General features: G+C 64.3%; 21 protein-coding genes and 3 pseudogenes. 12 read left to right on the forward strand and 12 right to left on the reverse strand.

Annotation, left to right across the window (positions count from 1 at the left end):
- Window positions 1-59: 59 nt before the first annotated feature.
- The 3 genes from AC3QL2_RS10330 to AC3QL2_RS10340 are packed head-to-tail and all read left to right on the forward strand — an operon-like array spanning window position 60 to window position 3,945.
- A complete protein-coding gene (locus tag AC3QL2_RS10330) occupies window positions 60-896 on the forward strand; it encodes a phosphate/phosphite/phosphonate ABC transporter substrate-binding protein (protein ID WP_493233510.1) in 837 nt (278 codons plus the stop codon).
- A 19-nt stretch (window positions 897-915) separates the two neighbouring features.
- Complete coding sequence (locus AC3QL2_RS10335; RefSeq protein WP_493233512.1) at window positions 916-2,949, forward strand: ATP-binding protein; 2,034 nt, start codon at window positions 916-918, stop codon at window positions 2,947-2,949.
- A 48-nt stretch (window positions 2,950-2,997) separates the two neighbouring features.
- Window positions 2,998-3,945 (forward strand): alpha/beta hydrolase, encoded by a 948-nt coding sequence (locus AC3QL2_RS10340; protein ID WP_493233514.1) that lies wholly within the window; start codon window positions 2,998-3,000, stop codon window positions 3,943-3,945.
- A 123-nt stretch (window positions 3,946-4,068) separates the two neighbouring features.
- Here the strand turns inward: AC3QL2_RS10340 and AC3QL2_RS10345 are convergent, their stop codons facing one another.
- The 8 genes from AC3QL2_RS10345 to AC3QL2_RS10380 form a co-directional block, all read right to left on the reverse strand.
- Complete coding sequence (locus AC3QL2_RS10345) at window positions 4,069-4,344, reverse strand: hypothetical protein (protein WP_493233515.1); 276 nt, start codon at window positions 4,342-4,344, stop codon at window positions 4,069-4,071.
- A 244-nt stretch (window positions 4,345-4,588) separates the two neighbouring features.
- Window positions 4,589-5,602, reverse strand: a complete 1,014-nt coding sequence (locus AC3QL2_RS10350; RefSeq protein ID WP_493233517.1) for a helix-turn-helix transcriptional regulator — start codon at window positions 5,600-5,602, stop codon at window positions 4,589-4,591.
- Between the two features lie 58 nt (window positions 5,603-5,660).
- Window positions 5,661-6,554 carry a transporter gene (locus AC3QL2_RS10355; RefSeq protein ID WP_493233518.1) on the reverse strand — a complete coding sequence of 298 codons (894 nt, stop codon included), beginning with the start codon at window positions 6,552-6,554 and terminating at the stop codon, window positions 5,661-5,663.
- A 152-nt stretch (window positions 6,555-6,706) separates the two neighbouring features.
- Window positions 6,707-7,888 carry a serine hydrolase domain-containing protein gene (locus tag AC3QL2_RS10360; protein WP_493233520.1) on the reverse strand — a complete coding sequence of 394 codons (1,182 nt, stop codon included), beginning with the start codon at window positions 7,886-7,888 and terminating at the stop codon, window positions 6,707-6,709.
- 150 nt (window positions 7,889-8,038) lie between these two features.
- Window positions 8,039-8,650 carry a Spy/CpxP family protein refolding chaperone gene (locus AC3QL2_RS10365; protein WP_493233522.1) on the reverse strand — a complete coding sequence of 204 codons (612 nt, stop codon included), beginning with the start codon at window positions 8,648-8,650 and terminating at the stop codon, window positions 8,039-8,041.
- A gap of 116 nt (window positions 8,651-8,766) precedes the next feature.
- Complete coding sequence (locus tag AC3QL2_RS10370; RefSeq protein ID WP_493233523.1) at window positions 8,767-9,075, reverse strand: hypothetical protein; 309 nt, start codon at window positions 9,073-9,075, stop codon at window positions 8,767-8,769.
- A gap of 2 nt (window positions 9,076-9,077) precedes the next feature.
- A complete protein-coding gene (locus tag AC3QL2_RS10375; protein ID WP_493233525.1) occupies window positions 9,078-9,689 on the reverse strand; it encodes a cytochrome c oxidase subunit 3 family protein in 612 nt (203 codons plus the stop codon).
- A 188-nt stretch (window positions 9,690-9,877) separates the two neighbouring features.
- On the reverse strand, window positions 9,878-11,191 hold the full coding sequence (locus AC3QL2_RS10380; RefSeq protein ID WP_493233527.1) for a cation:proton antiporter: 1,314 nt from the start codon (window positions 11,189-11,191) through the stop codon (window positions 9,878-9,880).
- Window positions 11,192-11,350: 159 nt separating this feature from the next.
- Between AC3QL2_RS10380 and mgtA the strand changes: the two genes are divergently transcribed.
- The gene (mgtA, locus tag AC3QL2_RS10385; RefSeq protein ID WP_493233529.1) at window positions 11,351-13,879 is read left to right on the forward strand and encodes a magnesium-translocating P-type ATPase; all 2,529 of its coding nucleotides are present in this window, start codon (window positions 11,351-11,353) and stop codon (window positions 13,877-13,879) included.
- On the opposite strand, the gene AC3QL2_RS10390 is transcribed toward mgtA, so the two are convergent.
- Window positions 13,852-14,127 (reverse strand): hypothetical protein, encoded by a 276-nt coding sequence (locus tag AC3QL2_RS10390; protein ID WP_493233530.1) that lies wholly within the window; start codon window positions 14,125-14,127, stop codon window positions 13,852-13,854. The two genes, mgtA and AC3QL2_RS10390, sit on opposite strands and share 28 nt — an antisense overlap.
- Window positions 14,117-14,290 (reverse strand): annotated as a pseudogene (locus tag AC3QL2_RS10395) (phosphate acyltransferase); the annotation flags it as partial. The pseudogene AC3QL2_RS10395 and the gene AC3QL2_RS10390, both read right to left, overlap by 11 nt.
- Between AC3QL2_RS10395 and AC3QL2_RS10400 the strand changes: the two are divergent.
- Window positions 14,286-14,507: pseudogene (locus AC3QL2_RS10400) on the forward strand (transposase); the annotation flags it as partial. The pseudogenes AC3QL2_RS10395 and AC3QL2_RS10400 overlap by 5 nt on opposite strands.
- An 11-nt stretch (window positions 14,508-14,518) precedes the next feature.
- A pseudogene (locus tag AC3QL2_RS10405) lies at window positions 14,519-15,196 on the forward strand (transposase).
- 384 nt (window positions 15,197-15,580) lie between these two features.
- On the opposite strand, the gene AC3QL2_RS10410 reads toward AC3QL2_RS10405, so the two are convergent.
- Window positions 15,581-16,516, reverse strand: coding sequence for an AraC family transcriptional regulator (locus tag AC3QL2_RS10410; protein ID WP_493233532.1), 936 nt, complete (start codon window positions 16,514-16,516; stop codon window positions 15,581-15,583).
- A 210-nt stretch (window positions 16,517-16,726) separates the two neighbouring features.
- Between AC3QL2_RS10410 and AC3QL2_RS10415 the strand changes: the two genes are divergently transcribed.
- The 6 genes from AC3QL2_RS10415 (at window position 16,727) to AC3QL2_RS10440 (ending at window position 22,675) form a co-directional block, all read left to right on the forward strand.
- Window positions 16,727-17,785 (forward strand): NAD(P)-dependent alcohol dehydrogenase, encoded by a 1,059-nt coding sequence (locus AC3QL2_RS10415; RefSeq protein ID WP_493233534.1) that lies wholly within the window; start codon window positions 16,727-16,729, stop codon window positions 17,783-17,785.
- 5 nt (window positions 17,786-17,790) lie between these two features.
- Window positions 17,791-18,273 carry a (R)-mandelonitrile lyase gene (locus AC3QL2_RS10420; protein WP_493233536.1) on the forward strand — a complete coding sequence of 161 codons (483 nt, stop codon included), beginning with the start codon at window positions 17,791-17,793 and terminating at the stop codon, window positions 18,271-18,273.
- A complete protein-coding gene (locus AC3QL2_RS10425) occupies window positions 18,254-19,126 on the forward strand; it encodes a carboxymuconolactone decarboxylase family protein (protein ID WP_493233538.1) in 873 nt (290 codons plus the stop codon). The genes AC3QL2_RS10420 and AC3QL2_RS10425 overlap by 20 nt, the downstream gene beginning before the upstream one ends.
- A gap of 22 nt (window positions 19,127-19,148) precedes the next feature.
- Window positions 19,149-19,928 (forward strand): glucose 1-dehydrogenase, encoded by a 780-nt coding sequence (locus tag AC3QL2_RS10430; protein WP_493233540.1) that lies wholly within the window; start codon window positions 19,149-19,151, stop codon window positions 19,926-19,928.
- Window positions 19,929-20,171: 243 nt separating this feature from the next.
- Window positions 20,172-21,191: an aldo/keto reductase gene (locus AC3QL2_RS10435; protein WP_493233542.1), complete on the forward strand. Its 1,020-nt coding sequence runs from the start codon at window positions 20,172-20,174 to the stop codon at window positions 21,189-21,191.
- Window positions 21,192-21,409: 218 nt separating this feature from the next.
- Window positions 21,410-22,675: an IS256 family transposase gene (locus AC3QL2_RS10440; RefSeq protein WP_493236435.1), complete on the forward strand. Its 1,266-nt coding sequence runs from the start codon at window positions 21,410-21,412 to the stop codon at window positions 22,673-22,675.
- A gap of 680 nt (window positions 22,676-23,355) precedes the next feature.
- On the opposite strand, the gene AC3QL2_RS10445 is transcribed toward AC3QL2_RS10440, so the two are convergent.
- Entirely contained in the window at window positions 23,356-24,105 is a 750-nt protein-coding gene (locus AC3QL2_RS10445; protein WP_493234324.1) for an SDR family NAD(P)-dependent oxidoreductase, read from the reverse strand.
- Between the last annotated feature and the right edge of the window lie 81 nt (window positions 24,106-24,186).

A 24,186-nucleotide genomic window follows, 5' to 3' on the forward strand; every position in this document is an offset into this window, starting at 1 on the left:
AGGCAGCGCCGGGATTGAATGTCTATAATCGGCGACGCTTCCTTTTGCTGAGATCCGACATGCTCGTGCGCCTCGCCGCCGTTTTCGCCCTGGCCCTGGGCATCGCCACCGCCCATGCGGAGGAGACGGTTTACCGCTTCTCGCCGGTCAACCAGTGGGACATCAACAAGACGGCCGCCTACTGGAACCCGATCATCCAGTACGTCTCCGAAAAAAGCGGGGTCAGGCTGCAGCTCAAGATTGGCCGCACCTCGGCCGACACCACCAGCTATGTGCTGGCCCAGGAAGTGGAGTTCGTGTTCACCAACCACCTGTTCAGCCCCGAACGGGAATCCCTGGGCTGGAAAGTCTTCGGGCGTCGCAACGCACCGCCGCTGCGCGGCCAGATCGTCGTGCCAGCCGACTCGCCGATCACTCGCGTCGAGGACCTGAAGGGCCAGGAAGTCGCCTTCGCCGGCCCCGAAGCTTTCATCGGTTACAAGGTGCCCTACGCCTACCTGCTGTCCCGGAACGTGGATGTGAAGGCCGTCTTCGGCGGTAACCAGAACGCCGCGATGGCCCAGCTGTTCGCCGGCAAGGCCAAGGCGGTGGGCAGCAACTCCATGCTGGTGGAGGGCTACGCCAACCGGGAAGGCAAGAAGTTCCGCGTGCTGTGGACGTCCGAGCCCTACCACGACCTGGCGCTGATGGTCTCCGGCCGGGTGCCTGACAAGGACCTGAAGGCCGTCTCGGCGGCCTTCCTCGGCATGCACAAGGACCCGCGCGGCCAGGAGATCCTGCACCGCGCGTCCCAGGAAGTCGGCCTCGGCAGCGACGCCTACTTCATCTCCGCCAGCGGCGCAGACTATGCGTCGTATCGCAAGTTCTACCAGAGCGCACCCGCCGCCCTGCGCTGACGCATAGAGGCCCCGGCCCATGGGCAAGCTCTCGAGACTGCTGCCGCAGTCACTGGTCACACGCATCTACGCGCTGTATTCGGCCGCGCTGCTGTTCTTCATCGGCGGCGGCCTGGCGCTGTTCTACCAGTACCAGTTCGCCCAGGAACTGGAAACCGCCCAGCAGTCGGCCACCATGCTGATCGAGGTGACCGCCCAGACCATCACCGACAGCGCGGTGATCGGCGATTACGACACCATCCAGCGCACCCTCGACAAATCCATCCTCGGCTCCCAGTTCGCCTCCGCCACCTTCATCGACCTGGCCGGCGGGGGCCTGCACAGCGTCAACCAGGAAAAGCCGCCGGTCGTACCGCCGGACTGGCTGCGCAAACGCGTTGCCGCCGACCTCTACGAGGTCAATCGCAACATCTCGGCCGGCGGCCGCGACTACGGCGTACTGCGCCTGGAATTCGACTCGGAAATGATCGCCGGCGGGCTGTGGAAACTGTTCCGTACGGCGTTGCTGCTGACCCTGCTGGGCTTCAGCGGCGGCCTCGTGCTGATCTGGTTCCCGCTCAAGCTATGGCTGGGCAGCCTGGGCCGCGTCAAGGGCTTCGACGAAAGCCGGCACGAAGCGCGCGTGCCCCAGGACGAGGCGGAGCTGCTGGCCGACCTGCCGCTCGAATTCCGCCCGATGTTCGACGTGCTCAACCAGACCGCCGCCCGCCTGCGGCAGGAACTCGCCCAACGCGAAAAGGCGCTGGCCTCCCTGCGCGAGGTGCTGGCCGGCATGCAGGCCCTGCCCAGCCCGGTGCCGAGCACGCCGTCGGACGAGGATATCGAGGCGGTCACTGCCGCCATCGGCCGGCTGGTCGCCGAACGGGAAGCCAGCCGCGTCGCGCTCGAACAGGCCCGCGACGCCGCCGAAGCAGCCAACCGGGCAAAGAGCGACTTCCTGGCCAACATGAGCCACGAGATCCGCACGCCGATGAACGGCATCATCGGCATGACCGAACTGGCCCTCGACACCGAACTCAACGCCGAGCAGCGGGACTACCTGAACATCGTCAGCTCCTCCGCCGGCGCGCTGCTGACCATCATCAACGACATCCTCGACTTCTCGAAGATCGAGGCCGGCAAACTGGCCATCGAGCACATCGACTTCGACCTGCGTGGACTGCTGCAGGACGCATTGCGCCCGGTGATCCTGCAAGGCGAGGAAAAGGGCCTGCAGGTACGCTGCCAGGTGGCCGACGACGTGCCACCAATGCTCGGCGGCGACCCGGTGCGCATCCGCCAGGTACTCATCAACCTGCTCAGCAATGCGGTGAAGTTCACCGAGGCCGGCGAGGTGGCGGTGAAAGTCCGCCGCGGCGACGACCGGGAACTGCTGTTCTCGGTGTGCGACACCGGCATCGGCATCGCGGCGGCGGCCCAGGAACACATCTTCGACGCCTTCTCCCAGGAAGATACGTCGATCACCCGCAAGTTCGGCGGTACCGGCCTGGGCCTGTCGATCTGCAGCCGCCTGATCGCGCTGATGGGCGGCCGCATCTGGGTGGACAGCGCACCGGGCGAGGGCTCGACCTTCCACTTCACCCTGCCCTGCCGGACGGCGGTGGCGGCCGCTGCCGCCGCACCGGCCAACGCGGCGTCCGCGCTGCCGGCAGAGGCATCCGCCAGCGGCGCGCGGGTCCTGCTCGTCGAGGACAACCCGGTCAACCAGCGCCTCGCGCAGGTCCTGCTGCAGAAGCGCGGCTACGCAGTGAGCCTGGCCGAGAACGGCGCCGACGCGGTGGACATGGTCGGCGCCGGCCATTTCGACGTGATCCTGATGGACATGCAGATGCCGGTGCTCGACGGCCTCGAGGCCACGCGCCGGATCCGCAGCCTGGAACAGGCGGCCGGACAGCCACGGGTGCCGATCATCGCGATGACCGCCAACGCGATGAACGGCGACCGGGAACGCTGCCTCGACGCCGGCATGGACGACTACCTGACCAAGCCGATCAAGGCCCAGGAACTCTACGAACGCATCGAGGGCATGTTGGCCACGGGCAACGCGGCTTAAGCGGAGACAGCCGTAGCAAAGCGCACCAGGCCGACAACAGGAGGTCCCATGAACAATCCGTTATCCCTCGCCCGCCGGCGCTACCTGCTCACCGCCCTCGGCCTCGCCGCGGCCGCTTCCGCCGTCCATGCCGGCCCCCTCCTCGACCGCCTGCGCGAACGGCGGGCGGCCCGCCTCGGCGCCGCCGACGAGGACGCCGGCCACGGCCTGCCGGCCGGCGCCCGCAAGCTGGCCGACGTCGCCTACGGCGCCGACCCGGCCCAGACGATGGACGTGTACATCCCGGCCGAGGCCCACAACGCACCGGTGATCCTGATGGTCCATGGCGGCGCCTGGGCCATCGGCGACAAGGCGATGGAGCGCGTCGTGGATGCCAAGGTGGCGCGCTGGGTAGCCCGCGGCATCGTCTTCATCTCGATCAACTACCGCATGCTGCCGCAGGCCGCCGTCGACGTGCAGCTGCGCGACGTGGCGCGGGCCCTGGCAATGGCCCAGCAGAAGGCCGTGGCCTGGGGCGGCGACCCGCAGCGTTTCGTGCTGATGGGCCACTCGGCCGGCGCCCACCTGGCGGCGCTGCTGGCCGTCTCGCCGGCGGCCCGCTTCACGCCGCCACCGCTGCCGGTGCTCGGCACGGTGGCGCTGGACAGCGCCGCGATGGACGTGGAGGCGATCATGAACCAGCGCCACCTGCGCCTCTACGACCGCCCCTTCGGCACCGACCCGTCCTACTGGCGTGCGCTGTCGCCCTACCACGCGCTGACACCGGGCGCTGCGCCGCTGCTGGCGGTGTGCTCGACGCGGCGGGAGGACTCCTGCGACCAGGCCCGGCGCCTCGCCGCCCGCGCGGACGGGCTGGGCATGCAGGTCCAGGTACTCGGCGAAGACCTGTCCCACGGGGACATCAACAGCCAGCTGGGCCTCGACAACGCCTATACGCACGCCGTCGAACGCTTCATGGCCAGCCTTCACGCAGACCTCGCGCACCGCCTTCCATAAGGGCGCGTCCATCCATTCGCAGGCATCGCCTGAAATCCCCACGCCTAAAAAAGCAGATCGGCCATCACGGGCCTGTGAGCCCGGGATGGCCGATAGAAGCGGGCTGCCGGCGGCAGCGACGCGTCAGCAGCCCTTGGCCGCCGTGGTCTGGCCGCAGGCCAGCTTGGTGGGCACGGCGACGGCCGGAGCCTGCTCGATGCTGCGGTTGGCCGCCACCGGCTGGGCGCGCGGGCCGTAGCCGACCGGCTGGACGGCTACCTGGGCCTCGCCGCTGGCGAGGGCGGCGCGCTTCAGCTGGCGGCCATGTTCGATCAGGTACCAGTCGGGACCGGCGAAGGCGGTGGTAGCCGCGAACGCACCCAGCAGGGCGAGCGCGAGGCTGACAAAACGGCGGAACATGAGGCGAATCCTTTCTTCAGTGAATCACAAGGCGATCAGCACATGCCTCCGCGGCACCGGTTCTGTCGCCGGACGACCTGCGGGAAGCAGGACGCCATGGCCTGCACGTTCCGTACCAGTTATACAAGTTTTGTTATATCAACTATTTGAGTGCGCTCCACTGTTTTGTGGCAGACACGAACGTGCCGCTTTGTAATAAACCACACCGTGATTGTGGTTTTTAGTCCATCGCGGCGCCGCCGTATCAGCGCCCCACCCGCCGCAGGCTGTCCGACGGGTTCTCGGCAAAGCGCGCCCGGTAGCGCGCCGCGAAGACGCCGAGGCTGTAGTAGCCCCACTGCTCCGCAATCGCCGCGACGGTGCTCTCCGGCGGCGCCGCCAGCAAGGCCTGACGCACACCCTGCAGGCGCGCCTCCCGCAGGAAAGCCATCGGCGTGGTGCGGCGGAACTCCCGGAACGCACCGCTGAGCGCCCGCACGCTGATCCCTACCGCCGCCGCCACCGCGCTCAGGGTCGGCGCCTCGCGGGCATGCTCGCGCATGTACTGCTCGGCCTGGCGCACGTAGCGCGGCGCCAGCGCGCACGGGCGGGCCGGCAGCTCGCCCCAGCGGCGCGTCCACTCCATCAGCATCTGGGTGCCGAGCATCTCCTCCAACTGGCGTCCCAGCGGCCCCTCGCTGACCTGGCGCGGGTACTCCGTCACGCAGCGGCAGCAGTAGGCGAGCAGCGCATGCCATGGCGAGCCGGCGCCGCCGAAGCGGATCTTCAGGCGCCACAGGGCGTCATGGGCCGGCTGGCCGGTCCACCGCAGGTAAAGCTCTTCCAAGTAGCGGTGCGGAAAGGTGACGTTCACCTGCAGGTGCTCCGGATCGAAATCGGCCCAGTACTCGGTGCGGCTGGTATCGACGAGAAAGCTCTCGCCGGCCGCCGTCTCGGCCGGATCGTGGCTGTCCACCCAATGGCGGCCGGCGCCGCGCACGGTGGTCAGCGCCATGCCCATACCGGCCCCTTCCGAAAAATCGCTGAGATGGACCGGAATGCCGTAGGAGAAACGGCTGAGGATCATGCTGCCGATGGGCACCGCGTGCAGGTCGGAGCTCGGCACCAGAATGTTGCCGGTGGGGCGCACCGAATAGGGCATGTAGACGCGCCGGGTCCACGCCTCCAGCTCGTCGAAGTCGCGGGTGGCGATCAGTTGGTGGGCGTCGGTCGGCCGTCCGCCGGCGTCCACGACGAGGGCATTACACAGGCTTTCCATGGCAGCTCCCAAGACCTTGCGACCGCCCCGGGCGGCGCTCCCGGGGCGAAGGGCGAACTCAGAACACTTTCAGCAGGCGCAGGTTGAGCCGCGCATCCTCCTTGACGCCCGTGCGGACGGACAGATCCCGCCCCAGCGAGGTCAGCACCTGCCAGCCCGGCGCCACGAAATGCGCCACGCTCAGCAAGGCCTTGGTACGGCGCTGGCGGTCGCCCTGGGCGATGCCGTCGATCTCCGTCTCGCCGCCGCCCGCCTGGGACAGCATGCCGCCCACCCACGTGGCCGCGCCGAGATTGTAGCGAAGGTGGGACTGCAGCTCCCAGGCGGGGCGCTGCCGGAGCGACGCGCCGGTGGGCCCATAGTCCCCGTTACGGCCGAAGACCTGGCCGTCGGCGATCAGGTCCAGCGTGAAGCGCTCCGACAGCGGCGTGATCCAGCCGGTCTGCAGCGCGAACTTCCAGCGGTTCTCGCCGAAGGGGTTGAGCGGCGCGTTGCGGTCGTAGTGGCCGGTGGGCAGCCACAGCCAGGGCGTCACCGCGAAGGCGCGACGGCCTTCCGGGTCCTTCATCAGGTGGATGGTGGACGCCAGGATCAGGTCGCCGACGCCGTTGGTGGCGTCCACGCCGGCCAGGTCGCCACCGGTATGCACGCGGCCGAAGGGCAGCAGGAACTGGGGCGCCATGGTGAGGCCGCCGATGTCCACGTAATGCACGCCGCGCAGGATGCCCACGTCCGCCTCGACGCGGGCCTGGTCGGCCACCCGCTTGCCGCCGGCGTAGAGCTGGCGGCCCTCGGTGTGCTGGTAATAACCGACGGCCAGGCTGGTGCCGGCCGGCAGGTAGGTGTAGTCGCCGGCATCGATGGTCACGGCGGAAGCCAGCCCGGGCACGGCGAGGGCCACGGCGCAGGCAGCAGCGTGCCCGCGACGGCCCATGGGGGTACGTCGTTTCATGTCTCCACATCTCCTCTGGGTGGCGGCGGCCGTCTCTCGCGTTCGGGACGGCCTGACGCCGGGGCTTACTGTGACAGGCCCCCGATCGGGCCATGTCTCGTTCCGGCATGCGCCTGTCGCGCGCCGGCAATTTTTCGGAAGGGGTTCTGGTCTCAGCGGTGGTGATAGACCGCCGTCTCGAACTCCACGAACTGCGGGTAGGCCACGCAGTCCTGGAAAGGCAGCAGCTGGGTCGCCCAGTAGCCGCCGATGCCGGTCTGGCGGTCGATCCAGTAGAAGGAATTGGCCAGCCCGGCCCAGGCCAGGGAATTGGCCGGGCGGCCCGACGGTGTCGGCGCCCGGTTGGTCATGAAGGTGTAGGCCCAGCCCTTCGACACACCGGGGAAGAAGCTGCCGGCGTTGGCGAGGGACGGGATCGACGTGGGCCAGCCGGTGCATTCGAGGGAACCGAGCCCGTCGCGGGTCATCAGTGCCACCGTCTCAGGGCGCAGCACGCGGCCGTGGGGGCCGGCGCCGTCGTTGAGGAGCATGCGGATGAACTTCATGTACTCGCCGACCGTCGCGTACAGCCCGTGGCCGCCGCAGTCCATCGCCGGCGGCTGCGGCAGCACCAGTTCGGGCAACGGGCTGAGCGCGCCGTTGGCGGCCCGCTCGTGGATGGTCACGCGGCGCGCCCGCATGGACTCGGACATCGTGAAGCCGATGTCCGCCATGCCCAGCGGCGCGAAGATCCGCTCCTGCATCACCTCGCCGAGGCGCTTGCCACGCAGCGCCTCGACCACCAGCCCAAGCCAGTCGATGTTGACGCCATAGGTCCAGCGCTCGCCCGGATCGTGCAGCAGCACGCTGCGGATGGACGGGAACTCGCACGACACGATGGTCGGGATCTCGTTGGCCGTGCGGTACTGCAGGTCGTCCTGGCTGAAGAACTCGTAGCCGAGGCCGGAGGTGTGCAGGAACAGGTCGTTGATCGTCACGTCACGCTTTGGCGGCCGCGTGCGCGGCTGGCCCGCCGCGTCGAAGCCGTCGAGCACCTGCAGCTCGGCGAACTCGGGCAGGTACTTGCGCACCGGGTCGGCAAGCGACAGGCGCCCCTCCTCGATGAGCTGCATCGCGCAGGTGCCGGTCAGCGCCTTGGTGGTGGAAAAGATCGCGAAGACCGAATCGAGCGTCATCGCCGGCTCGGCGCCCAGCTCCCGCAGCCCCGCGCAGCCTTCGTAGAAATTGCCGTCCCGGTCGGTGGCCATCGCCACCACGCCGGGCACGCCGCCGGCCCGGTTCACCGCCTGGTCCAGTACGGAATCCAGAACGGCCGTCAAAGTATTCGCCGTCATGCCTTGTCTCCTCATATCGTTGTGGTCCGCTTGACGCGCCCGCCCTGAAACCCGGAGGGCCGGGCGGGCGGAAGGACGATATGTCGGGACGAGGCCGCCGCCTGTCCGGAAACGGCAGACGGCTATCGGGATCCGGCAATTATTGGCGGCTTACATGCGGCCGAAGCCGCCCCCCATGCCGTCGGGCGCGCCCATGCTGCCCGGGCCGCCACCGCTACCGCCACCACGGCGGCCGCGGCCACCGGCACCGCGCTGGTCCTGGCCGTCCTTCCGTTCGGCGGACCCGCCAGCGGCATCGCCAAGGCCGGAATACAGCGCCGGCACGGTCTGCGCCAGGCGCTGGTCGGCGATCTTCTTCTGCGTGTCGTCGAGGGTGGCGTACAGCTTCTCGGCGGCGTCCTGGATGTCCTCCATCGCGGCGAGGCGATTGCGCACCACCTCCACCTTCTGGGCGACCTGCTTCGGCGCGCTCTGGGACACCGCCGCGTAGGACGACAGCTTGAGCTGGTCGGCCATCAGCGCGCCGACCTTCTCCTGGTAGGCCTCCCACAGGGGCAGCTGGCGCGGCGTCAGTTGCAGGGCCTCGGCGGTCTGCTGCAGCTGGGCCTGGATCTGCTCCACCACCATCGCCCCACCGCCGCCACGGCCCATGCCGCCCTGCCCCGGCGGCTCGCCGCCGGGGCCACCAGGCCCACGCAGGGGTGCGCAGGACGCAATGACTAGGGTGGAAGCCGTCAGCAGGGGCAGGAAGCGGGTCTTCATGGCAATCCGGGGGGCAGAGGGAAATGCCCCGAGTATTGCCGTGGCGCGGGTTAGATTTCTTTAAGCCCGTGTAAAGACCGTGAAAGCTCCGGTTACCGGATGCACGGCCGCGCCGGCTACAGCGTCGTCAGCCGCGCCAGCTGGCGGCCGAACAGGGCGGTCACCAGCAGCAGCACCGGCGTGATCGTGATGAAGCCGTACAGCACGCGGCGGATCAGCGGATGGGCGCTGTCGGCCTCGATGAAATGGCGAATCACCAGCCAGCCCTTCAGCCACAGGACGGCGGCGACCAACCACTGCAGCCCGGCCTGGCCATGCAGGACATGGCCCAGCAGCAGCGACAGCCCGGTCAGCGCGAGCAGGCCGAGCCAGGTCTTCACGAACGGCGCCAGCGGGGCCGCCGATTCACGGTGCATGTCGTTCATGCTCACACCAGCACGTAGAAGAAGGAGAAGATAACCAGCCAGATGATGTCGGTGGCGTGCCAGTAGCAGGCCAGCGCCTCCAGGCCGCTGTAGTCGTCGGCCGAATAGCCGCCCGCCAGGTGGCGCGCCAGCACCCACAGGATGCCGAGGATGCCCCACACCGCATGCACCATGTGGTTGAAGGTCAGGTAGTAATAAACACCCGAGAAGATGCCGGCCTGCCCATTGATGCCATGGGCCAGGTTCCACTGGATCTCGATGCTCTTGGCGAGCGGATAGCCCAGCGCCAACACCAGCCCACCGACCAGCCAGGCGATCGAGGCCCTGCGCCGCCCGGCGCGGATCAGCGCCGTGGAGCAGGCGATGCAGAAGCTGCTGCTGATCATCACCAGCGTGATGACGGTGCCAAGCGTGGTGGACAAGCCCTCCGCGCCTTTCTCGAAGGCCTCCGGGAAATGGGCGCGGGCGACGAAATAGACGACGAAGAGGACCAGGAATTCGACGAACTCGCAGCAGATTCCGACCCAGATTCCCTTGTTTCCAGGAATCCGCCCGCCCGGCGCCTCCTCGAAGCCTGGTCCCGCTACAGTTGCAGTCATGATCTCGGCAGTCATCGTTTTCCCCATTTCTCGGCAGCCGCCATTCTTCGCCACCAGCCCGGCCGCAGAAGGAACAGACGAAATGGTTTACTGCCGATACAGATCGCGGAATTGATGCCGGTCAATTCTGCGTCCCGCTCACTCCAGCCACGCGGGGATGCGCCACGATTCAGCCAACGCGAACAGCCAGGCAACATCGCCACTCATGGCCTACCCGCCCGCTCCTTGCGCGACGCGTACCAGCTCATCAACGGCAACGCGGATATCCCATGGGCGAGGATCGAGGTGGTGACCGTCAGCAGGCTCAGGCTCAGCAGATCCTGGGCCAGCGGACCGCTGACACCATGATCCAGGGCGAACATCAGGTAAAAGATCGAACCGATACCACGAATGCCGAACCAGCCGACAATGCCCATCTGCGCTCTGCTGAAAGACCCGCCGGCCATGCCAGCGACGATGGCAAGGGGGCGGACCAGCAGGAACAACACCGGAATGAACCACCATGCTGCCGGCACGGATGAAACGGTGGGAAGAAGGATTCCGATGACGAGGACGATCGCCAGTTCCGCCAGCTTTTCCAGTTGCTCGTTGAACCCCCGAACCGCCCGATTCATGGCCGAGCTGGCATGGTGGGGATGGGTGGCCCAGTTGGCACGGTCACCGGTAGAGACCGTTGTCTGCTCGGGGTGCGCCACCTCACCGCTCAACGGCACATCCCGGACGCGGCTGATGGCAAAGCCGGCAGCAAACACCGCCAGAAAACCGGAGGCCAGGCATAGCTGGGCGACACCGTAGGACACCGCAAGGAGCCCGAGCGACAGGAATTCGTCCAGGCCCACTGCACTTTGGTGCCGCGTGCGCAGATAGACAACCAGTTCGCCGATCAGCGCACCGAGGATCGCCCCGATGAGCAACCCACCCGCCGTCGACCACAGCAGGTCCACCAGCAGCCAATGCCAGCCACCATTACCGAGCGGGTGCAGACCCAATAGACCGAGGCCAAGCAGGACAAAAGGAAAGGCCGAGCCATCATTGAGGGCACCTTCTCCAGCGAGGCTGAAGCGCACCCGGTCAGGACTGTTCCCGGATTCGGACTGAATACCAGCCGCCAGGACGGGGTCCGTGGGGGCCAGAATGCCGCCGAGCAGTACGGCCGCCCCCAGCGACAAACCCAGTCCGAAGACGCCGAGGCAAGCGATCAGCCCAACGGTGATGAGCATGACCGGAAAGGCCAGGCGCAAGGGCACCAGCCAACGCCGGTCGAACATGGGCACGCCCAGCTTCAGGCCGATGGCAAACAGGGAGATGAGCACCGCCACCTCGCTCATCAGGGTCAGCAACCCCGCCTGGCCGAACGGATCGAGCTCGATGACACCCATGCCGCCAGGCCCGAGGAGATAACCCAGGCCGAGATAGACCATGGCCGCACTCACCGGCAGGCGCGCCAGCAGCGTTCCCGTCAGGAGCATGGTGATCAGCAGGATGCCGATCAGGAGGGACCAGTGTGCAACTGTCATGGTATGGCCGCACGCCCTCGTGGCGTACCCTGGTGGCGGGGCTGGCTGCAATCTAGCACGGACCCTTGACTGAAAGCCGGATATCTCTTCGGCCATGCCTGATCCATTGGCCTATGATCGTGGAGCCTCGCGGAAGAACCTTAAGAGGGATACCACGCCATGCCGCGTGATGCCAGGGACACTGACTCAGCATGGTGGCGGGAAACGCCACCAGCCCCGGTCACCGGCCTGTCCGGGGCCGAGGCGAAGGCGCGCCAGGTCGAATTCGGACCCAATGTCTTCCGGCAGCACCGGGAGGCATCACTGCTCCGCCAGTATTTGTCCCGCTTCAGAAACCCCCTGGTCGTCATCCTGCTGGCCGCCAGCGCCGTATCGGCCTTTACCGGGGCTGTGGCGGATTTCATCATCATCGCCTGCATCGTCCTGCTCAGCGTGACGCTGGATTTCGTCCAGGAATACCGGGCCGGCGCCGCCGCGGACAAGCTGCGCCAGGAAGTGTCGGTAAAGGCGAGCGTGCAACGCGACGGCAAGCTGCTGGAGGTGGCAGTGAGCAGCCTGGTCCCCGGCGACCTGATCCAGCTGTCCGCCGGGGATCTGATTCCGGCCGACGGCTGGGTGATCGAGGCACGGGACTTCTTCGTCAAGCAGGCCCTGCTCACCGGGGAAACCTACCCGGTCGAGAAGCGGGCGGGCACGCCCGCCGCCGGCAACGACCTGCAGGAAGCGGGCAACGCGGTGTTCATGGGCACCACGGTGATCAGCGGCACGGCGCAGGTGCTGGTGGCCCGCACCGGTGCGAACACCGCCATCGGGAACATCGCGGACAGCATCTCGCGGCCGGCCGCGCCGACCTCCTTCGAGCTGGGCACCCGACGCTTCGGCATGTTGATCATGCGGCTCACCGTGCTGATGGTGATGTTCGTGCTGCTGGTGAATGCCTTCTTCCACCGGCCCTGGCTGGAATCTTTCCTCTTCGCGGTCGCCCTGGCCGTCGGCCTGACGCCGGAACTGCTGCCCATGGTGGTCTCGGTGACCCTGTCGCGGGGCGCCCTGCGCATGGCCCGCCGCCACGTGATCGTCAAACGGCTCAGCGCGATCCAGGATCTGGGCTCGATGGACATCCTGTGCACCGACAAGACGGGCACCCTGACCGAGGCCAGGATCCGCCTCGAGCGGCACGTGGATGCGGCCGGCAAGCCCAGCGAGCGGGTGCTCGAACTGGCCTACTTCAACAGCTTCTTCGAAACCGGCGTGAAGAGCCCGCTGGACGAAGCCATCCTGGCCCACGGCCAGATCGACCCCGGCACCTGGCAGAAGATCGACGAAGTGCCCTTCGATTTCGAGCGGCGCCGGGTGTCGGTGCTGATCGACGACGGCAGCCGCCGCTGGCTGGTGGTCAAGGGCGCGCCGGATGAGATCGTCGGGCTGTGTACCCGCTACGAGGACGCCGACGCCCCGCTCCCGCTGGAACTGGACGCGAAGGCCCGCGCCACCGTGCAGGACCACTACCACGCCCTCGAGAGCGAGGGCTTTCGGGCCCTGGGCATCGCGTGGCGCGAGGTGCCGCTGGATCATCCCCATGCCGTGGTGGATGACGAGAGCCAGCTGATCCTGGCCGGCTTCGCGGCCTTCCTCGACCCGCCCAAGCCCAGCGCCGCCTCGGCCCTGGCCACGCTGAGGAACGATGGCGTGGCGATCAAGATCGTCACCGGCGACAGCGAACGGGTGACCCGGCACGTGTGCATCGAGTTGAAGATTCCGGTCGACGGGATCCTCCTCGGCCAGGAGATCGCCGGGATGGACGACCACGCCCTGCAGGCCCGCGTCGAGGCCGCCAACCTGTTCTGCCGCGTCAATCCGGCCCAGAAGGAGCGGGTCATCCGGGCCCTCAGGGCCCGCGGCCATGTGGTCGGCTACCTCGGCGATGGCATCAACGACGCGCCCTCGCTGCATGGCGCCGACGTGGGGCTTTCCGTGGACTCCGCCGTCGACGTGGCCAAGGAAGCCGCCGACATGATCCTCATGCGCCACGACCTGCATGTGCTGCACACCGCCGTGCAGGAAGGACGGCGGACCTTCGGCAACATCATGAAGTACATCCTGATGGGGACCAGCTCCAATTTCGGCAACATGTTCAGCATGGCCGGCGCAGCCCTGTTCCTGCCGTTTCTACCGATGCTGCCGGCGCAGATCCTGCTGAACAACATCCTCTACGACATCTCGGAAATCCCCATCCCGCTGGACAAGGTGGACAACGTCGATGTCCGCGCCCCCCGCGTGCTGGACATGGCCTTCGTGCGCAATTTCATGCTGGTGATCGGTTCCATCAGCTCCCTGTTCGACTTTCTGACCTTTTACATCCTGCTGGTCATCCTCAAGGCCGACGAACAGCTCTTCCATACCGGCTGGTTCGTGGAGTCCTTGTTCACCCAGGTCCTGGTCATCTTCATCATCCGCACCCGCGGCAGGCCCTGGCACAGCAGGCCCCATCCACTGCTCATCGTCACCTCCCTGGCCGTCATCGCCTGCGCCGCCGGACTCCCCTTCACGCCACTCGGCCGCTATTTCGGCTTCGTTCCACCGCCGGCCAGTTTCTACCTGGTGCTCGGCGCGATGGTGATCGCCTACCTCCTGACGGTGGAGGTCGCCAAAAGACTTTTCTATCGCTGGCAGGCGGGTTGGAAATGAGGGCCGACGGGGGCGGAGGACATCACGCAGCACGGGAGTTGGAAGACGTGCTTGGGGCGATAGGAAATCACCCCAGTCGATCCGGCGCCGCCCGGCACGTGCAGCGACAGGAACCGGCTGTGCGGCAGCATGGCGCGCAGGTCCGCGTGGAAGACCGCGCCCGCCTCCAGCTCCGGCGGCAGCAGCGCGGAGAACACCGTGCGGGCACGCTGGGCGACCGCCGGAGGCAGCGGCGCGTCAATGACCATCGACGACGGTCAGCGCCGTCATGTTGACGATACGGCGGACAGTCGCGGTCGGAGTGAGGATATTGACCGGCTGGGCCGCGCCGAGCAGCATCGGCCCGACCGTCAGCTTGTCGCCGGCGGCGACCTTGAGCAGCTTGAACGAGATGTTCGCCGCATCCAGGGTCGAAGCCGCGCAAGCCGAACTCGACGCCTTCGCCCAAAGCCCCTGGGGCGAGAAGTTTCCGCCAGTGGTCGCCGCCTGGCGTCGGGCATGGGATCGGGTGATTCCCTTCTTTGCTTTTCCACCCCCGATCCGCCGGGTGATCTACACAAGCAATGCCATCGAGAGCATCAAGACGCGGGGGCATTTCCCTAGCGACGAGGCCGCGGCGAAGTCGATCCCCAGTCCTCGATGTTTCACTATTTCTCGGTCGAGTCCCGAATTCCGGCCGATCATCCATTGCTGCAGGTAAAGAAGCTGGCCGACTCGGCGCTGTCGGCCATTTCGGCGGAGCTCGATGGGCTTTATGCCAAGGGCGGTCCCCCCCTCGACTCCGCCGGAGCAGCTGGTAGAAACCGACATCGCCCGGCGCTTCTTCGACGAGGTGGTACGCCTGGCCCGCAAGGACAGGCTGCTGTCCTCCGATCACTTCACCATGGATGGCACCTTGATCGACGCCTCGGCGTCCTTCAAGAGCTTCAGGCGCAAGGACGACGATGAGCCGCCCAATTCCGGCGGGGACGGCACCGGAATGGTGGATTTCAAGGGCGAGAAGCGCTCCAACGCCACTCATCAGAGCACCACCGACCCCGACGGCGAGCACAAGATCAAGCCGCATATCGCCCACATTGACGGGCGCAAGACACCGGGGCTCGACGGACGGATGACCTGCACCGAAGGCTACAAGGTCAGCCAACGCAAACGAAAGCGGGTGGAGGAGATCTTCGGCTGGCTGAAGACGGTGGGAGGAATGAGAAAGACCCGGTTCCTCGGAGAAGCGAGAACCCAGATTGCCGCCTACCTGTCGGCGGCGGCCTCTATAACCTGCTGCGGATTGCGAAATTGCAGGATACGGGGCGTACGGCATGAGGCGAAACCTGGAATCGGGTGAAAACCTATTCCCCGGCCCGCTCGGCGGGCATCAAAACAGAATTGAAAATCCATTTCTGGGAATGAAGTCATGAGAGACCAAATGATGAGTGTCAGGCTGACCGTGGAATCTTAGCTTTTTGCATAAATATATTAACAACATATCTTGACGATTGAACGAGCGGCCACGGAAAACACTACACTACGAAACACCAGCGGAGCGCTTTCACCAAACTGTTGCATCGACCGATTGAATCCACAAACGGATTTCCGACATTGAAATGAGAAAGCCGCTTCCTACTGCACTCCGCAATTCAAGCTTTATTAAGCTTAAGCCCTGTCGGATGCGGGCAGCGCGAAAGCTTGCCAATTTAACCAGGCAAATTACACGTCGACTCGGCGCTCCCCGGCAATGGTCCTTCTGAGATTGGCGATGTCACGCATCGGCGGCCCGCCGAACAAGCGAGTGTATTCCCGGCTGAATTGCGAAGGGCTCTCGTAGCCAACATTAAATGCTGCGGTGGCGGCATCGAAGCGTTCTTCGAGCATTAGGCGCCGAGCTTCTTGCAGACGGAGTTGTTTCTGGAATTGCAGGGGGCTGATCGCGGTGATGGCTCGGAAGTGGTGATAAAAGGTGGTAGTACTCATTCGTACTTTTCCGGCTAAATCATCGACCGAAATATGCTGCCGGAAATTTTCCTTTAACCACTCGATCGCCTGGGCAATCTGATAGCTCTGGCTACCGACCGTCGTCATCTGACGCAAACGCTCGCCTTGCTCGCCCACGAGCAAGCGGTAGAAAATCTCGCGCTGGATTACAGGTGCAAGGATCGGGATGTCCTCCTTGTCGGACTGCAGATCAACCAGCCGTTGAAACGCGGAAATCAACGGCAGGCCAACCTCGCCGGTCGCCATGCCGCGACGAGATGGATAGCGACGCGGCGGAGGGAGATTGGTGTCCAGGACGAGTTGCGAGATTTCCCGCTGATTAAGCTTCAGTACCAATCCGAGATAAGGCCGGTCGTGGCTGGCCTCCAAAATCTGGACCAGGCCGGACAAATGCAGGGCTGAGATCAGATAGTTCTTAGCGTCATAGACGTAGCTCTCATCGCCCAGCGTTACGCATTTGACTCCCTGTGCAACCAGACAGATGCTGGGCTCATACAGGCAGCTCAAAGGGTCCGTCGGCGTGTCGTGACGGTAGAACGTCAGGCCGGGAATGGCGCTTGCCGCCGGGGATCCGCCGGCCGTCAGATCGGCAATGCTGCAGGCCAGAGCCTCAAGCGCAGTTTCTAAGTTCTGATCCTTTTGATTTGCCATGACATGTCCTTTGCGACGGGTTCTTCACCTGCTCAAAGCAGAGCTTCTCTTTAGCTATTCAACCGCACCGACGGACGAATAGGCAAGAAATCGGCAGGCTTGAACTATCGGTGTCTCTTACTCCAACACCATACTTCAGTAACACAAAGGCGGTCGTGAAGTTACCGCACTTCAGCATCCATGCCGAGAAGGCCACCCGAAAGGATATCCATGAGCACGGTAAAAGCGTATGCAGCCGTTTCTGCGACCACGCCACTTGGCCTCTACAAAATTGACCGACGCAGCGCCCGCAAGGACGATGTCGAGATCGAGATCCTCTACTGCGGTGTGTGCCACTCGGATCTGCACACCGCAAAGAATGACTGGGGATGGACACGCTACCCCATCGTGCCGGGCCACGAGATCATTGGCCGCGTCGTGAGCGTGGGTGCTGACGTGACACGTTTCAAGGTCGGCGATGCGGTCGGCGTCGGCTGCATGGTTGACGCCTGCGGCCACTGTACGGCTTGCGAGGAAGGCCACGAGCAGCATTGCAGCGAAGGTGCCACCTTCACTTATGGCAGCGTCGATCGCATCGATGGCATGCCAACCCAGGGTGGCTACGCCGAGAAGATCGTGGTGAAGCAGGATTTCGTCGTGCGCGTGCCCGACAATCTCGAACTGAGCGCAACGGCACCGCTGCTCTGTGCGGGCATCACCGCTTGGTCGCCGCTGAAGAACGCAGATATTAGTCCCGGCAGTAAAGTGGCCGTGGTCGGTCTTGGTGGTCTCGGCCACATGGCGATCAAGCTGGCGAAAGCGCTGGGCGCGGAGGTAACACTCTTCACCCGGTCGCCGGGCAAGGAAGCCGATGCCAGGCGCCTCGGAGCGGATCACGTCGTGGTCTCGACCGATGCGCTTCAGATGGCGAGGGTGGCTAGCACTTACCAGTTGATCGTGGACACCGTGCCTTACCAGCACGACTTGAATCCCTACATCCCGACCCTGGCCTACAAGGGCAAGCTGGTACTGGTGGGGTATCTCGGTCCGCTGGAGCCTGCGCTCGACTCGATGCCCATGGTGCTGGGCGGCAAGGCGGTCGCCGGATCGCTGATTGGTGGCATTCCCGCCACCCAGGAGATACTCGATTTCTGCGGTAAGCACGGCATTACGTCCGATATCGAGTTGATCCGCATGCAGGACATCAATACTGCCTACGACCGCATGCTCAAGAGCGACGTGAAATACCGCTTCGTGATTGACATGGCTTCACTCAGGACGGCGGACTGAATCTTATGACTAGTACCTGCTTTGCGATGGCCACGTCGCTTCTCCTGCTGGCTTCGACTGCCGTTCATGCGGAACGGGCGGTTGCTTCAAAGATGATCATCACGCCGAATGGCACGCAAGCCTCGATCAAAGGGGCTGAAGAGTACTTTACGGGCTCCGTTCGCGTTGATCCGCTTTTCCCCCCGACAGCGCCGTCACGTACCTCCGGTGGTCAAGTCACCTTTGACGCGGGGGCACGTTCCGCCTGGCATACCCATCCGCTGGGTCAGATTCTAATCGTGACGTCCGGCAAGGGCTGGGTGCAGGAATGGGATGGGGAGAAGCGGGAAATTCGTCCCGGCGATGTGGTCTGGTGTCCACCGGGCGTGAAGCACTGGCATGGCGCAACGGCGACCACCAGCATGTCGCATATCGCGATCCAGGAAACGCTGGATGGGAAAAACGTCGAATGGAAGGAGAAGGTCAGCGATGAGCAATACCTCAAATAAACCCTCAAACACCGTTCGATCGATGCTCGTAACGACAAGGCAATGGCTAGCCGCAATGAAGCCCCTCACGGCAATGCTTGCATCGGCTTCGTTGTCGCTGTCCGCATGCGCCCAAACTGGAATGGCAGCGGTCGCGCAAGCCCCTGCCCAAGCGCCCATTGCACTGACGCTTGAGGAACTCCGTCTGGTTGCGCCTGCCTTGGCTCACCATACGAGTACGACAGTTCTGAACGAGCTCTGGAAGCGCCCCGGTTTGTCCCCGCGAGACCGTAGCCTGGTGACGCTCTCGGTGCTGATAGCGCGCAACCACGCCATCGAGCTGCCCTTCCACATCAACCTGGCGCTGGACAATGGCGTCAAGCCCGGTGAAATCTCCGAACTCATCACGCACCTGGCCTTCTATTCCGGCTGGGGAAATGCCACGTCGGCCGCCGCCATCGCCAAGAGCGTATTCGAGCGGCGAGGAATCGAGGCCGGGCAGCTGCCGCCAGCGTCAGCGGACCTTCTTCCACTGAACGAAGCCGCCGAGGTTCAGCGCGCAGCGCAAGTCAGCAGCAATTTTGGTGAGGTGGCCCCAGGGGTCGTGCACTACACCACGGAGATTCTGTTCCGCGACATCTGGTTGCGCCCAGGGCTGGCGCCGCGGGACCGGAGCCTGGTGACGGTCAGTTCCCTGATCGCCTCGGGACAGACCGCGCAGGTCGCCTATCACCTCAACCGGGCCATGGACAACGGCCTCTCGCAGCCACAGGCCGCGGAGGCGCTCACCCATCTGGCGTTCTATGCCGGCTGGCCCAATGTTTTCTCGGCCTTGCCTGTCGCCAAGGATGTTTTCGCGAAGCGCGGTCAATAACCCATCAGAAGCAACGATTGAATTGAAGGAAGCCATCATGAATGTTTCGTTTGAAAACAAAGTCGCACTTGTTACCGGTGCAGGATCGGGCCTCGGCCTTGCAGCAGCCAAAGCCTTCGCGGCCTCGGGTGCCTCGGTGGTACTGGCGGACTGGCATGAAGAGTCGGTAAGGTCTGCTGCGGCGGAATTGAATGCCCAAGGTCATCAGGCACTCGCCCTTCGTTGTGATGTAGCTGATGACGCGCAAGTGGAAGCGATGCTCGCACAGACTGTCGCGACTTTCGGGCACCTCGATGCCGCCTACAACAATGCAGGTGTTCAAAACATCCTTGCCGAGACGGCCGACTCCTCCCGCGACGATTACGACCGGGTCATGGCGATCAATCTCCGCGGCGTCTGGAGTTGCATGAAGTTCGAGCTGCAACAGATGCGCAAGCAGGGAAGCGGTGCCATCGTCAATTGCTCGTCGCTGGGCGGACTGGTAGGTGGCGCCGAGCGCGGTATTTATCACGCAGCCAAGCACGGCGTGATCGGGCTGACCAAGAGCGCAGCCCTTGAATATGCGGCACGCGGAATTCGTATCAATGCCGTTTGTCCGGGGCTGATTTGGACGCCGATGGCTGACCAGATGGTCGCCTCCGGCCAGGGTGAAGCACTCGCGGCAATGACGAAGAGCATTCCCATGGGCCGGCATGGCCAGCCCGAAGAAATCGCGGATGCTGTCTTGTTCCTTTGTAGCGATGCGGCAAGCTATATAACGGGCCAGTCGATCTCGGTTGACGGCGGATTCATCATGCGATGAGCCATATGGCATATTTACAGAGCTTTTCAACAGGCGCGCTACGGCCAACAGCGTAGCGCTGTGTCCTCATCGAAGTTGGCACTTAACGGAAATACCCCCCGATGAATCACTCCAATCGTTCGAGCCGTCGAGGCTTCTTTAATACTGGTGCGCTGATTGCCACAGTGATGTGCGTTCCACCTGCGATAGAAGGCGTTAACGCAACAGAACAGATGAAGGCAACTCCGATGGGGGGCTCTTGAAATGGATCTGCCCATCATCACCCATCGTCGCACTCTGGGCTCAGGTGCTTCCAGTATGGAGGTTTCCGCGCTGGGCTTGGGCGTCATGGGCATGAACTACAACCGTGGCCCTCATCCGGATCGCAAAGCGTTGATCTCGTTGCTGCATGAGGCGGTGGGCCGCGGCGTCACGCTATTCGATACGGCCCAGGTTTATGGGCCGCTGATCAATGAAGAGTTGGCCGGCGAAGCCTTGCACCCGTTCCGGAACCAGGTGAGCGTGACGACCAAGTTTGGACACCGGATCGTTGACGGGAAACACGTGGATGGTGCGCTGGATAGCCGTCCCGAGAACATCCGTCGTGTTGCGGAAGAGTCTCTAAAGCGCCTTCGGATCGACGTCATCGATCTTTTCTATCAGCATCGAGCTGACCCAGCCGTGCCGATTGAGGACGTTGCAGGCACGGTCAAAGAATTGATCCGGCAAGGCAAGGTTAAACGGTTCGGCCTTTGCGAAGTCAGTGCGCAGACCATTCGCCGCGCCCACGCGGTGCAACCCGTGACCGCCGTGCAAAGCGAATATCACCTGATGTGGCGTGAACCGGAGAAGGAAGTCTTTCCGGTGCTGGAAGAGCTTGGTATTGGCTTTGTGCCCTATAGCCCGCTCAACCGAGGCTTTCTCGGCGGCACGATCAACGAGTACACCCGGTTCGACTCGGGTAATGACAACCGCGCCATTTTGCCGCGCTTTGCGCCGGAAGCTATCAGGGCAAATCTGGCTGTCGTAGAGGTACTCAATTCGTTTGGCCGAACCAGGGGCGCCACCTCTGCGCAGGTGGCGCTGGCGTGGCTGATGGCGAAGTCGCCACGGATTGTTCCCATTCCCGGCACAACCAAGCTGGCGCATCTCGACGAGAACCTGCGGGCAGCCACTTTGAAACTGACCCCGGATGAGGTGTGCGAGTTGGAAAGTGCCGTTTCGAAGATTCGGATCATCGGGGACAGGTACCCAGCCTCCCAGCAAAAACAGGTCGAGAGCTGATTCAATGATGCGTATTCCCGTCCAGGCTGACTGAGCACTATCCCTCGGCACTGGAAAGCAAGCCGCTGCGGCCTGACTCCCGACGGATATACGGAAGCACTGGTAGCTAGTCCTGACGCTCAATAGGTTGTATTTTTAAGTCAGCCTCGGCCGTCGAGGAGGGAGCCTGTCAGAATTTTTGTGTTTGAGGCATAACGTAAGCCCTGAAAGGGAAGGTTATGCCAAGGAAGAAACAGAAACAGCCCCTGCCCGCCGTTGCGGAGTTGCCGGAAGAGGCGAAGCGATGGCTGGAGCAGATGGTGACAGGTCCGATGACGGCAGAGGCGGTCGAGGACGTGATGCGCGGTTTCAAGAAGGCGCTGATCGAGCGGGCGCTGCAGGCCGAGATGAGCCATCACCTTGGCTACGCAGCGGGCGAGGAGAAGCCTGAATCGAGCGCCAACCAGCGCAATGGCACGAGCGGCAAGACGGTGCTCACCGACGAGGGGCCGCTGCGCATCGACGTGCCGCGGGACCGTGCCGGACAGTTCGAGCCGAAGTTGATCGGCAAGCACGAACGGCGCTTTACGGGTTTCGACGACAAGATCATTGCGATGTACGCCCGCGGGATGAGCGTGCGCGAGATCCAGGCATTTCTAATGCAGATGTACAACACAGAGGTGTCGCCGGACTTCATCAGCCAGGTCACCGACTCGGTGATGGAAGAAGTGCGGGAGTGGCAGAGCCGGCCACTCGAGGCGATGTACCCCGTGGTGTTCTTCGATGCTTTGCGGGTGAAGATCCGCGAGGATGCGGTGGTGTGCAGCAAGGCGGTATTCCTGGCGCTGGGCGTGCGCTCGGACGGTAGCCGGGACATCCTGGGCCTGTGGATCGAGCAGACCGAAGGAGCGAAGTTCTGGCTGAAGGTCTTCAACGACCTGAAGCTGCGCGGCTGCGACGACATCCTGATTGCCGTCACCGACGGTCTGAAAGGCATGGCCGAGGCGCTCGAAGCGGTGTATCCGCGCACGACGCTACAGACCTGCATCGTGCATCTACTGCGCAACAGCCTGGGCTACGCCGGCTATAAGGACCGTCAGGGGCTCGCCGATGCCTTGAAGCCGATCTACCAGGCGGTGAGCGTCGAGGCGGCGGAGGCGGCGCTCGAGGCGTTTGCAGAAGGGGAATGGGGGCAGCGCTTCCCGACCATCACGCTGTCGTGGCGACGGGCCTGGGAGCAGGTGATCCCGTTCTTTGCCTTCCCACCCGAGGTGCGCCGGGTCATCTACACGACCAATGCTATCGAGAGTCTTAATGCGCGGGTACGCAAGATCATCAAGACGCGGGGCCACTTCCCGACGGACGAGGCGGCGACCAAGTTGATCTGGTTGGCGCTGCGCAACATTACGGCCGAGTGGAAGAAGCCGATGCTGTACTGGAGGCAGGCGATGAACCAGTTTGCCATCCTCTACACCGATCGTTTCATCCCGGCGATGACACGATGAGCCGATTCTTCCTGCCCTGCCGCGGCAGGGCAGGAAGAATCGAACCGCCTTGAACACAAAATATCTGACACTCCCTCGAGGAGCGTCAAGGGACGGTCGCCCCATTACGGAGGCCACTGCCCCCTTGCGCTGCCATCCGCTCGTCCCCCACCGACTCACTCCACGCACGCAATCCACCCCACCAGCCCCTCCCCGCCCCCGTCCCGACTATCCGCCAGCTCCTCACGAGGAGCCCGGCGAATGTCCTGCCCTGTCCGCGAATCTCTCGCGAGCCCCTCCGGGACAGACCGCCCCTATCCCGCCTATACCCCCGCCCTGTCCGAAAGACACTCGCGGGGACCTCGGAGCTGCTCGCGAGGAGCTCCGGGATAGGGGCCGCCTATCCGGGATATAGAAGCGAGCAGCGCGGAGACAGTCCCGTCCTATCCCCCGCGCCCAATCGAGGACTGTTGATACAGGACGGACTACCTCGGCGGGGCTCGCGAGTACCTCCGGGATAGTCGCGAGTACCCCGGAGGTACTCGCGAGCCCATCCAAGATTGCCGGGCCCGGGCGTAGTCATGGGGGTAGTCAAGAAAATGGCCGATCTGCACACAGATCGGCCATACGCACGGTCAGGAGGGATGAAGCCAGGGCTGGATGCTGAACTACGCTGGCTTTGGCCCCCTATCCAATCCGCGTTAAACCTGCGCCATACCACCATCGATAAACAGCTCGATGCCGTTGATGAAGCTCGCGGAATCCGATGCCAGGAAGGCGACGGCCTTGCCGATTTCCTGGGGTTCCCCCAGGCGGCCCAACGGGACTTGCGCGGCCAGATAATCGAACAGGCCTTGACGGCTCTCGTCGTCCACCAGCCCGCCAAGGCCGGGCGTGCGGATCGGCCCGGGGCTGACCACATTCACGCGGATCTGGCGATCCTTGAGATCCAGCGCCCAGGAGCGGACGAAGTTGCGGACAGCGGCCTTGCTGGCGCTATACACGCTGAAGTTGGCCGTGCCTTTAACGGAAACGGTCGATGCCGTCAGGATGATCGAGCTGCCGTTGACCAGCAGGGGCAGCGCTTTCTGCACCGTGAAAAGCACGCCGCGCACGTTGGTTCCAAAGATGCGATCGAAGTGTTCTTCGGTGATGGCGCCCAGCGGCATCATGTCGCCGCCCCCTGCGTTGGCGAACAGCACATCGAGATGGCCGGCTTCCTTGGCGATTTGTGCATAGACCCGGTCCAGGTCGCTCAAGACCGACGCATCCGCCCGGATGCCGGTGGCCGCCGGGCCGATGGCCGCAACCGCAGCATCCAGTTCGGTCTGGCGGCGGCCGGTGATGAACACCCGGGCCCCCTGGGCGACCAGTTCCTGTGCCGTGGCCAGCCCGATCCCCGTGGTGCCGCCGGTGACGAGAGCGATTTTTCCATTCAGTGACGTGTTCATGATTCATCCTTGGGTAAGTTCATTGATCGAGATGCCTGCCCGTCAGCGCCAGGTGCATGACGTGCAGCGCATGGGTTGAAC

Source organism: Zoogloea sp. GW822-FHT05C07, from assembly GCF_058800215.1.

Coding starts and splice junctions, on each gene's coding strand:
- AC3QL2_RS10425 (WP_493233538.1), top strand. CDS start 18,254: ATGAGCAATACCTCAAATAAACCCTCAAACACCGTTCGATCGATGCTC.
- AC3QL2_RS10440 (WP_493236435.1), top strand. CDS start 21,410: ATGCCAAGGAAGAAACAGAAACAGCCCCTGCCCGCCGTTGCGGAGTTG.
- AC3QL2_RS10420 (WP_493233536.1), top strand. CDS start 17,791: ATGACTAGTACCTGCTTTGCGATGGCCACGTCGCTTCTCCTGCTGGCT.
- AC3QL2_RS10330 (WP_493233510.1), top strand. CDS start 60: ATGCTCGTGCGCCTCGCCGCCGTTTTCGCCCTGGCCCTGGGCATCGCC.
- AC3QL2_RS10445 (WP_493234324.1), bottom strand. CDS start 24,105: ATGAACACGTCACTGAATGGAAAAATCGCTCTCGTCACCGGCGGCACC.
- AC3QL2_RS10350 (WP_493233517.1), bottom strand. CDS start 5,602: ATGGAAAGCCTGTGTAATGCCCTCGTCGTGGACGCCGGCGGACGGCCG.
- AC3QL2_RS10410 (WP_493233532.1), bottom strand. CDS start 16,516: ATGGCAAATCAAAAGGATCAGAACTTAGAAACTGCGCTTGAGGCTCTG.
- AC3QL2_RS10345 (WP_493233515.1), bottom strand. CDS start 4,344: ATGTTCCGCCGTTTTGTCAGCCTCGCGCTCGCCCTGCTGGGTGCGTTC.
- AC3QL2_RS10365 (WP_493233522.1), bottom strand. CDS start 8,650: ATGAAGACCCGCTTCCTGCCCCTGCTGACGGCTTCCACCCTAGTCATT.
- AC3QL2_RS10370 (WP_493233523.1), bottom strand. CDS start 9,075: ATGAACGACATGCACCGTGAATCGGCGGCCCCGCTGGCGCCGTTCGTG.
- AC3QL2_RS10415 (WP_493233534.1), top strand. CDS start 16,727: ATGAGCACGGTAAAAGCGTATGCAGCCGTTTCTGCGACCACGCCACTT.
- AC3QL2_RS10435 (WP_493233542.1), top strand. CDS start 20,172: ATGGATCTGCCCATCATCACCCATCGTCGCACTCTGGGCTCAGGTGCT.
- AC3QL2_RS10355 (WP_493233518.1), bottom strand. CDS start 6,554: ATGAAACGACGTACCCCCATGGGCCGTCGCGGGCACGCTGCTGCCTGC.
- AC3QL2_RS10390 (WP_493233530.1), bottom strand. CDS start 14,127: ATGGTCATTGACGCGCCGCTGCCTCCGGCGGTCGCCCAGCGTGCCCGC.
- AC3QL2_RS10335 (WP_493233512.1), top strand. CDS start 916: ATGGGCAAGCTCTCGAGACTGCTGCCGCAGTCACTGGTCACACGCATC.
- AC3QL2_RS10375 (WP_493233525.1), bottom strand. CDS start 9,689: ATGACTGCCGAGATCATGACTGCAACTGTAGCGGGACCAGGCTTCGAG.
- AC3QL2_RS10340 (WP_493233514.1), top strand. CDS start 2,998: ATGAACAATCCGTTATCCCTCGCCCGCCGGCGCTACCTGCTCACCGCC.
- mgtA (WP_493233529.1), top strand. CDS start 11,351: ATGCCGCGTGATGCCAGGGACACTGACTCAGCATGGTGGCGGGAAACG.
- AC3QL2_RS10380 (WP_493233527.1), bottom strand. CDS start 11,191: ATGACAGTTGCACACTGGTCCCTCCTGATCGGCATCCTGCTGATCACC.
- AC3QL2_RS10360 (WP_493233520.1), bottom strand. CDS start 7,888: ATGACGGCGAATACTTTGACGGCCGTTCTGGATTCCGTACTGGACCAG.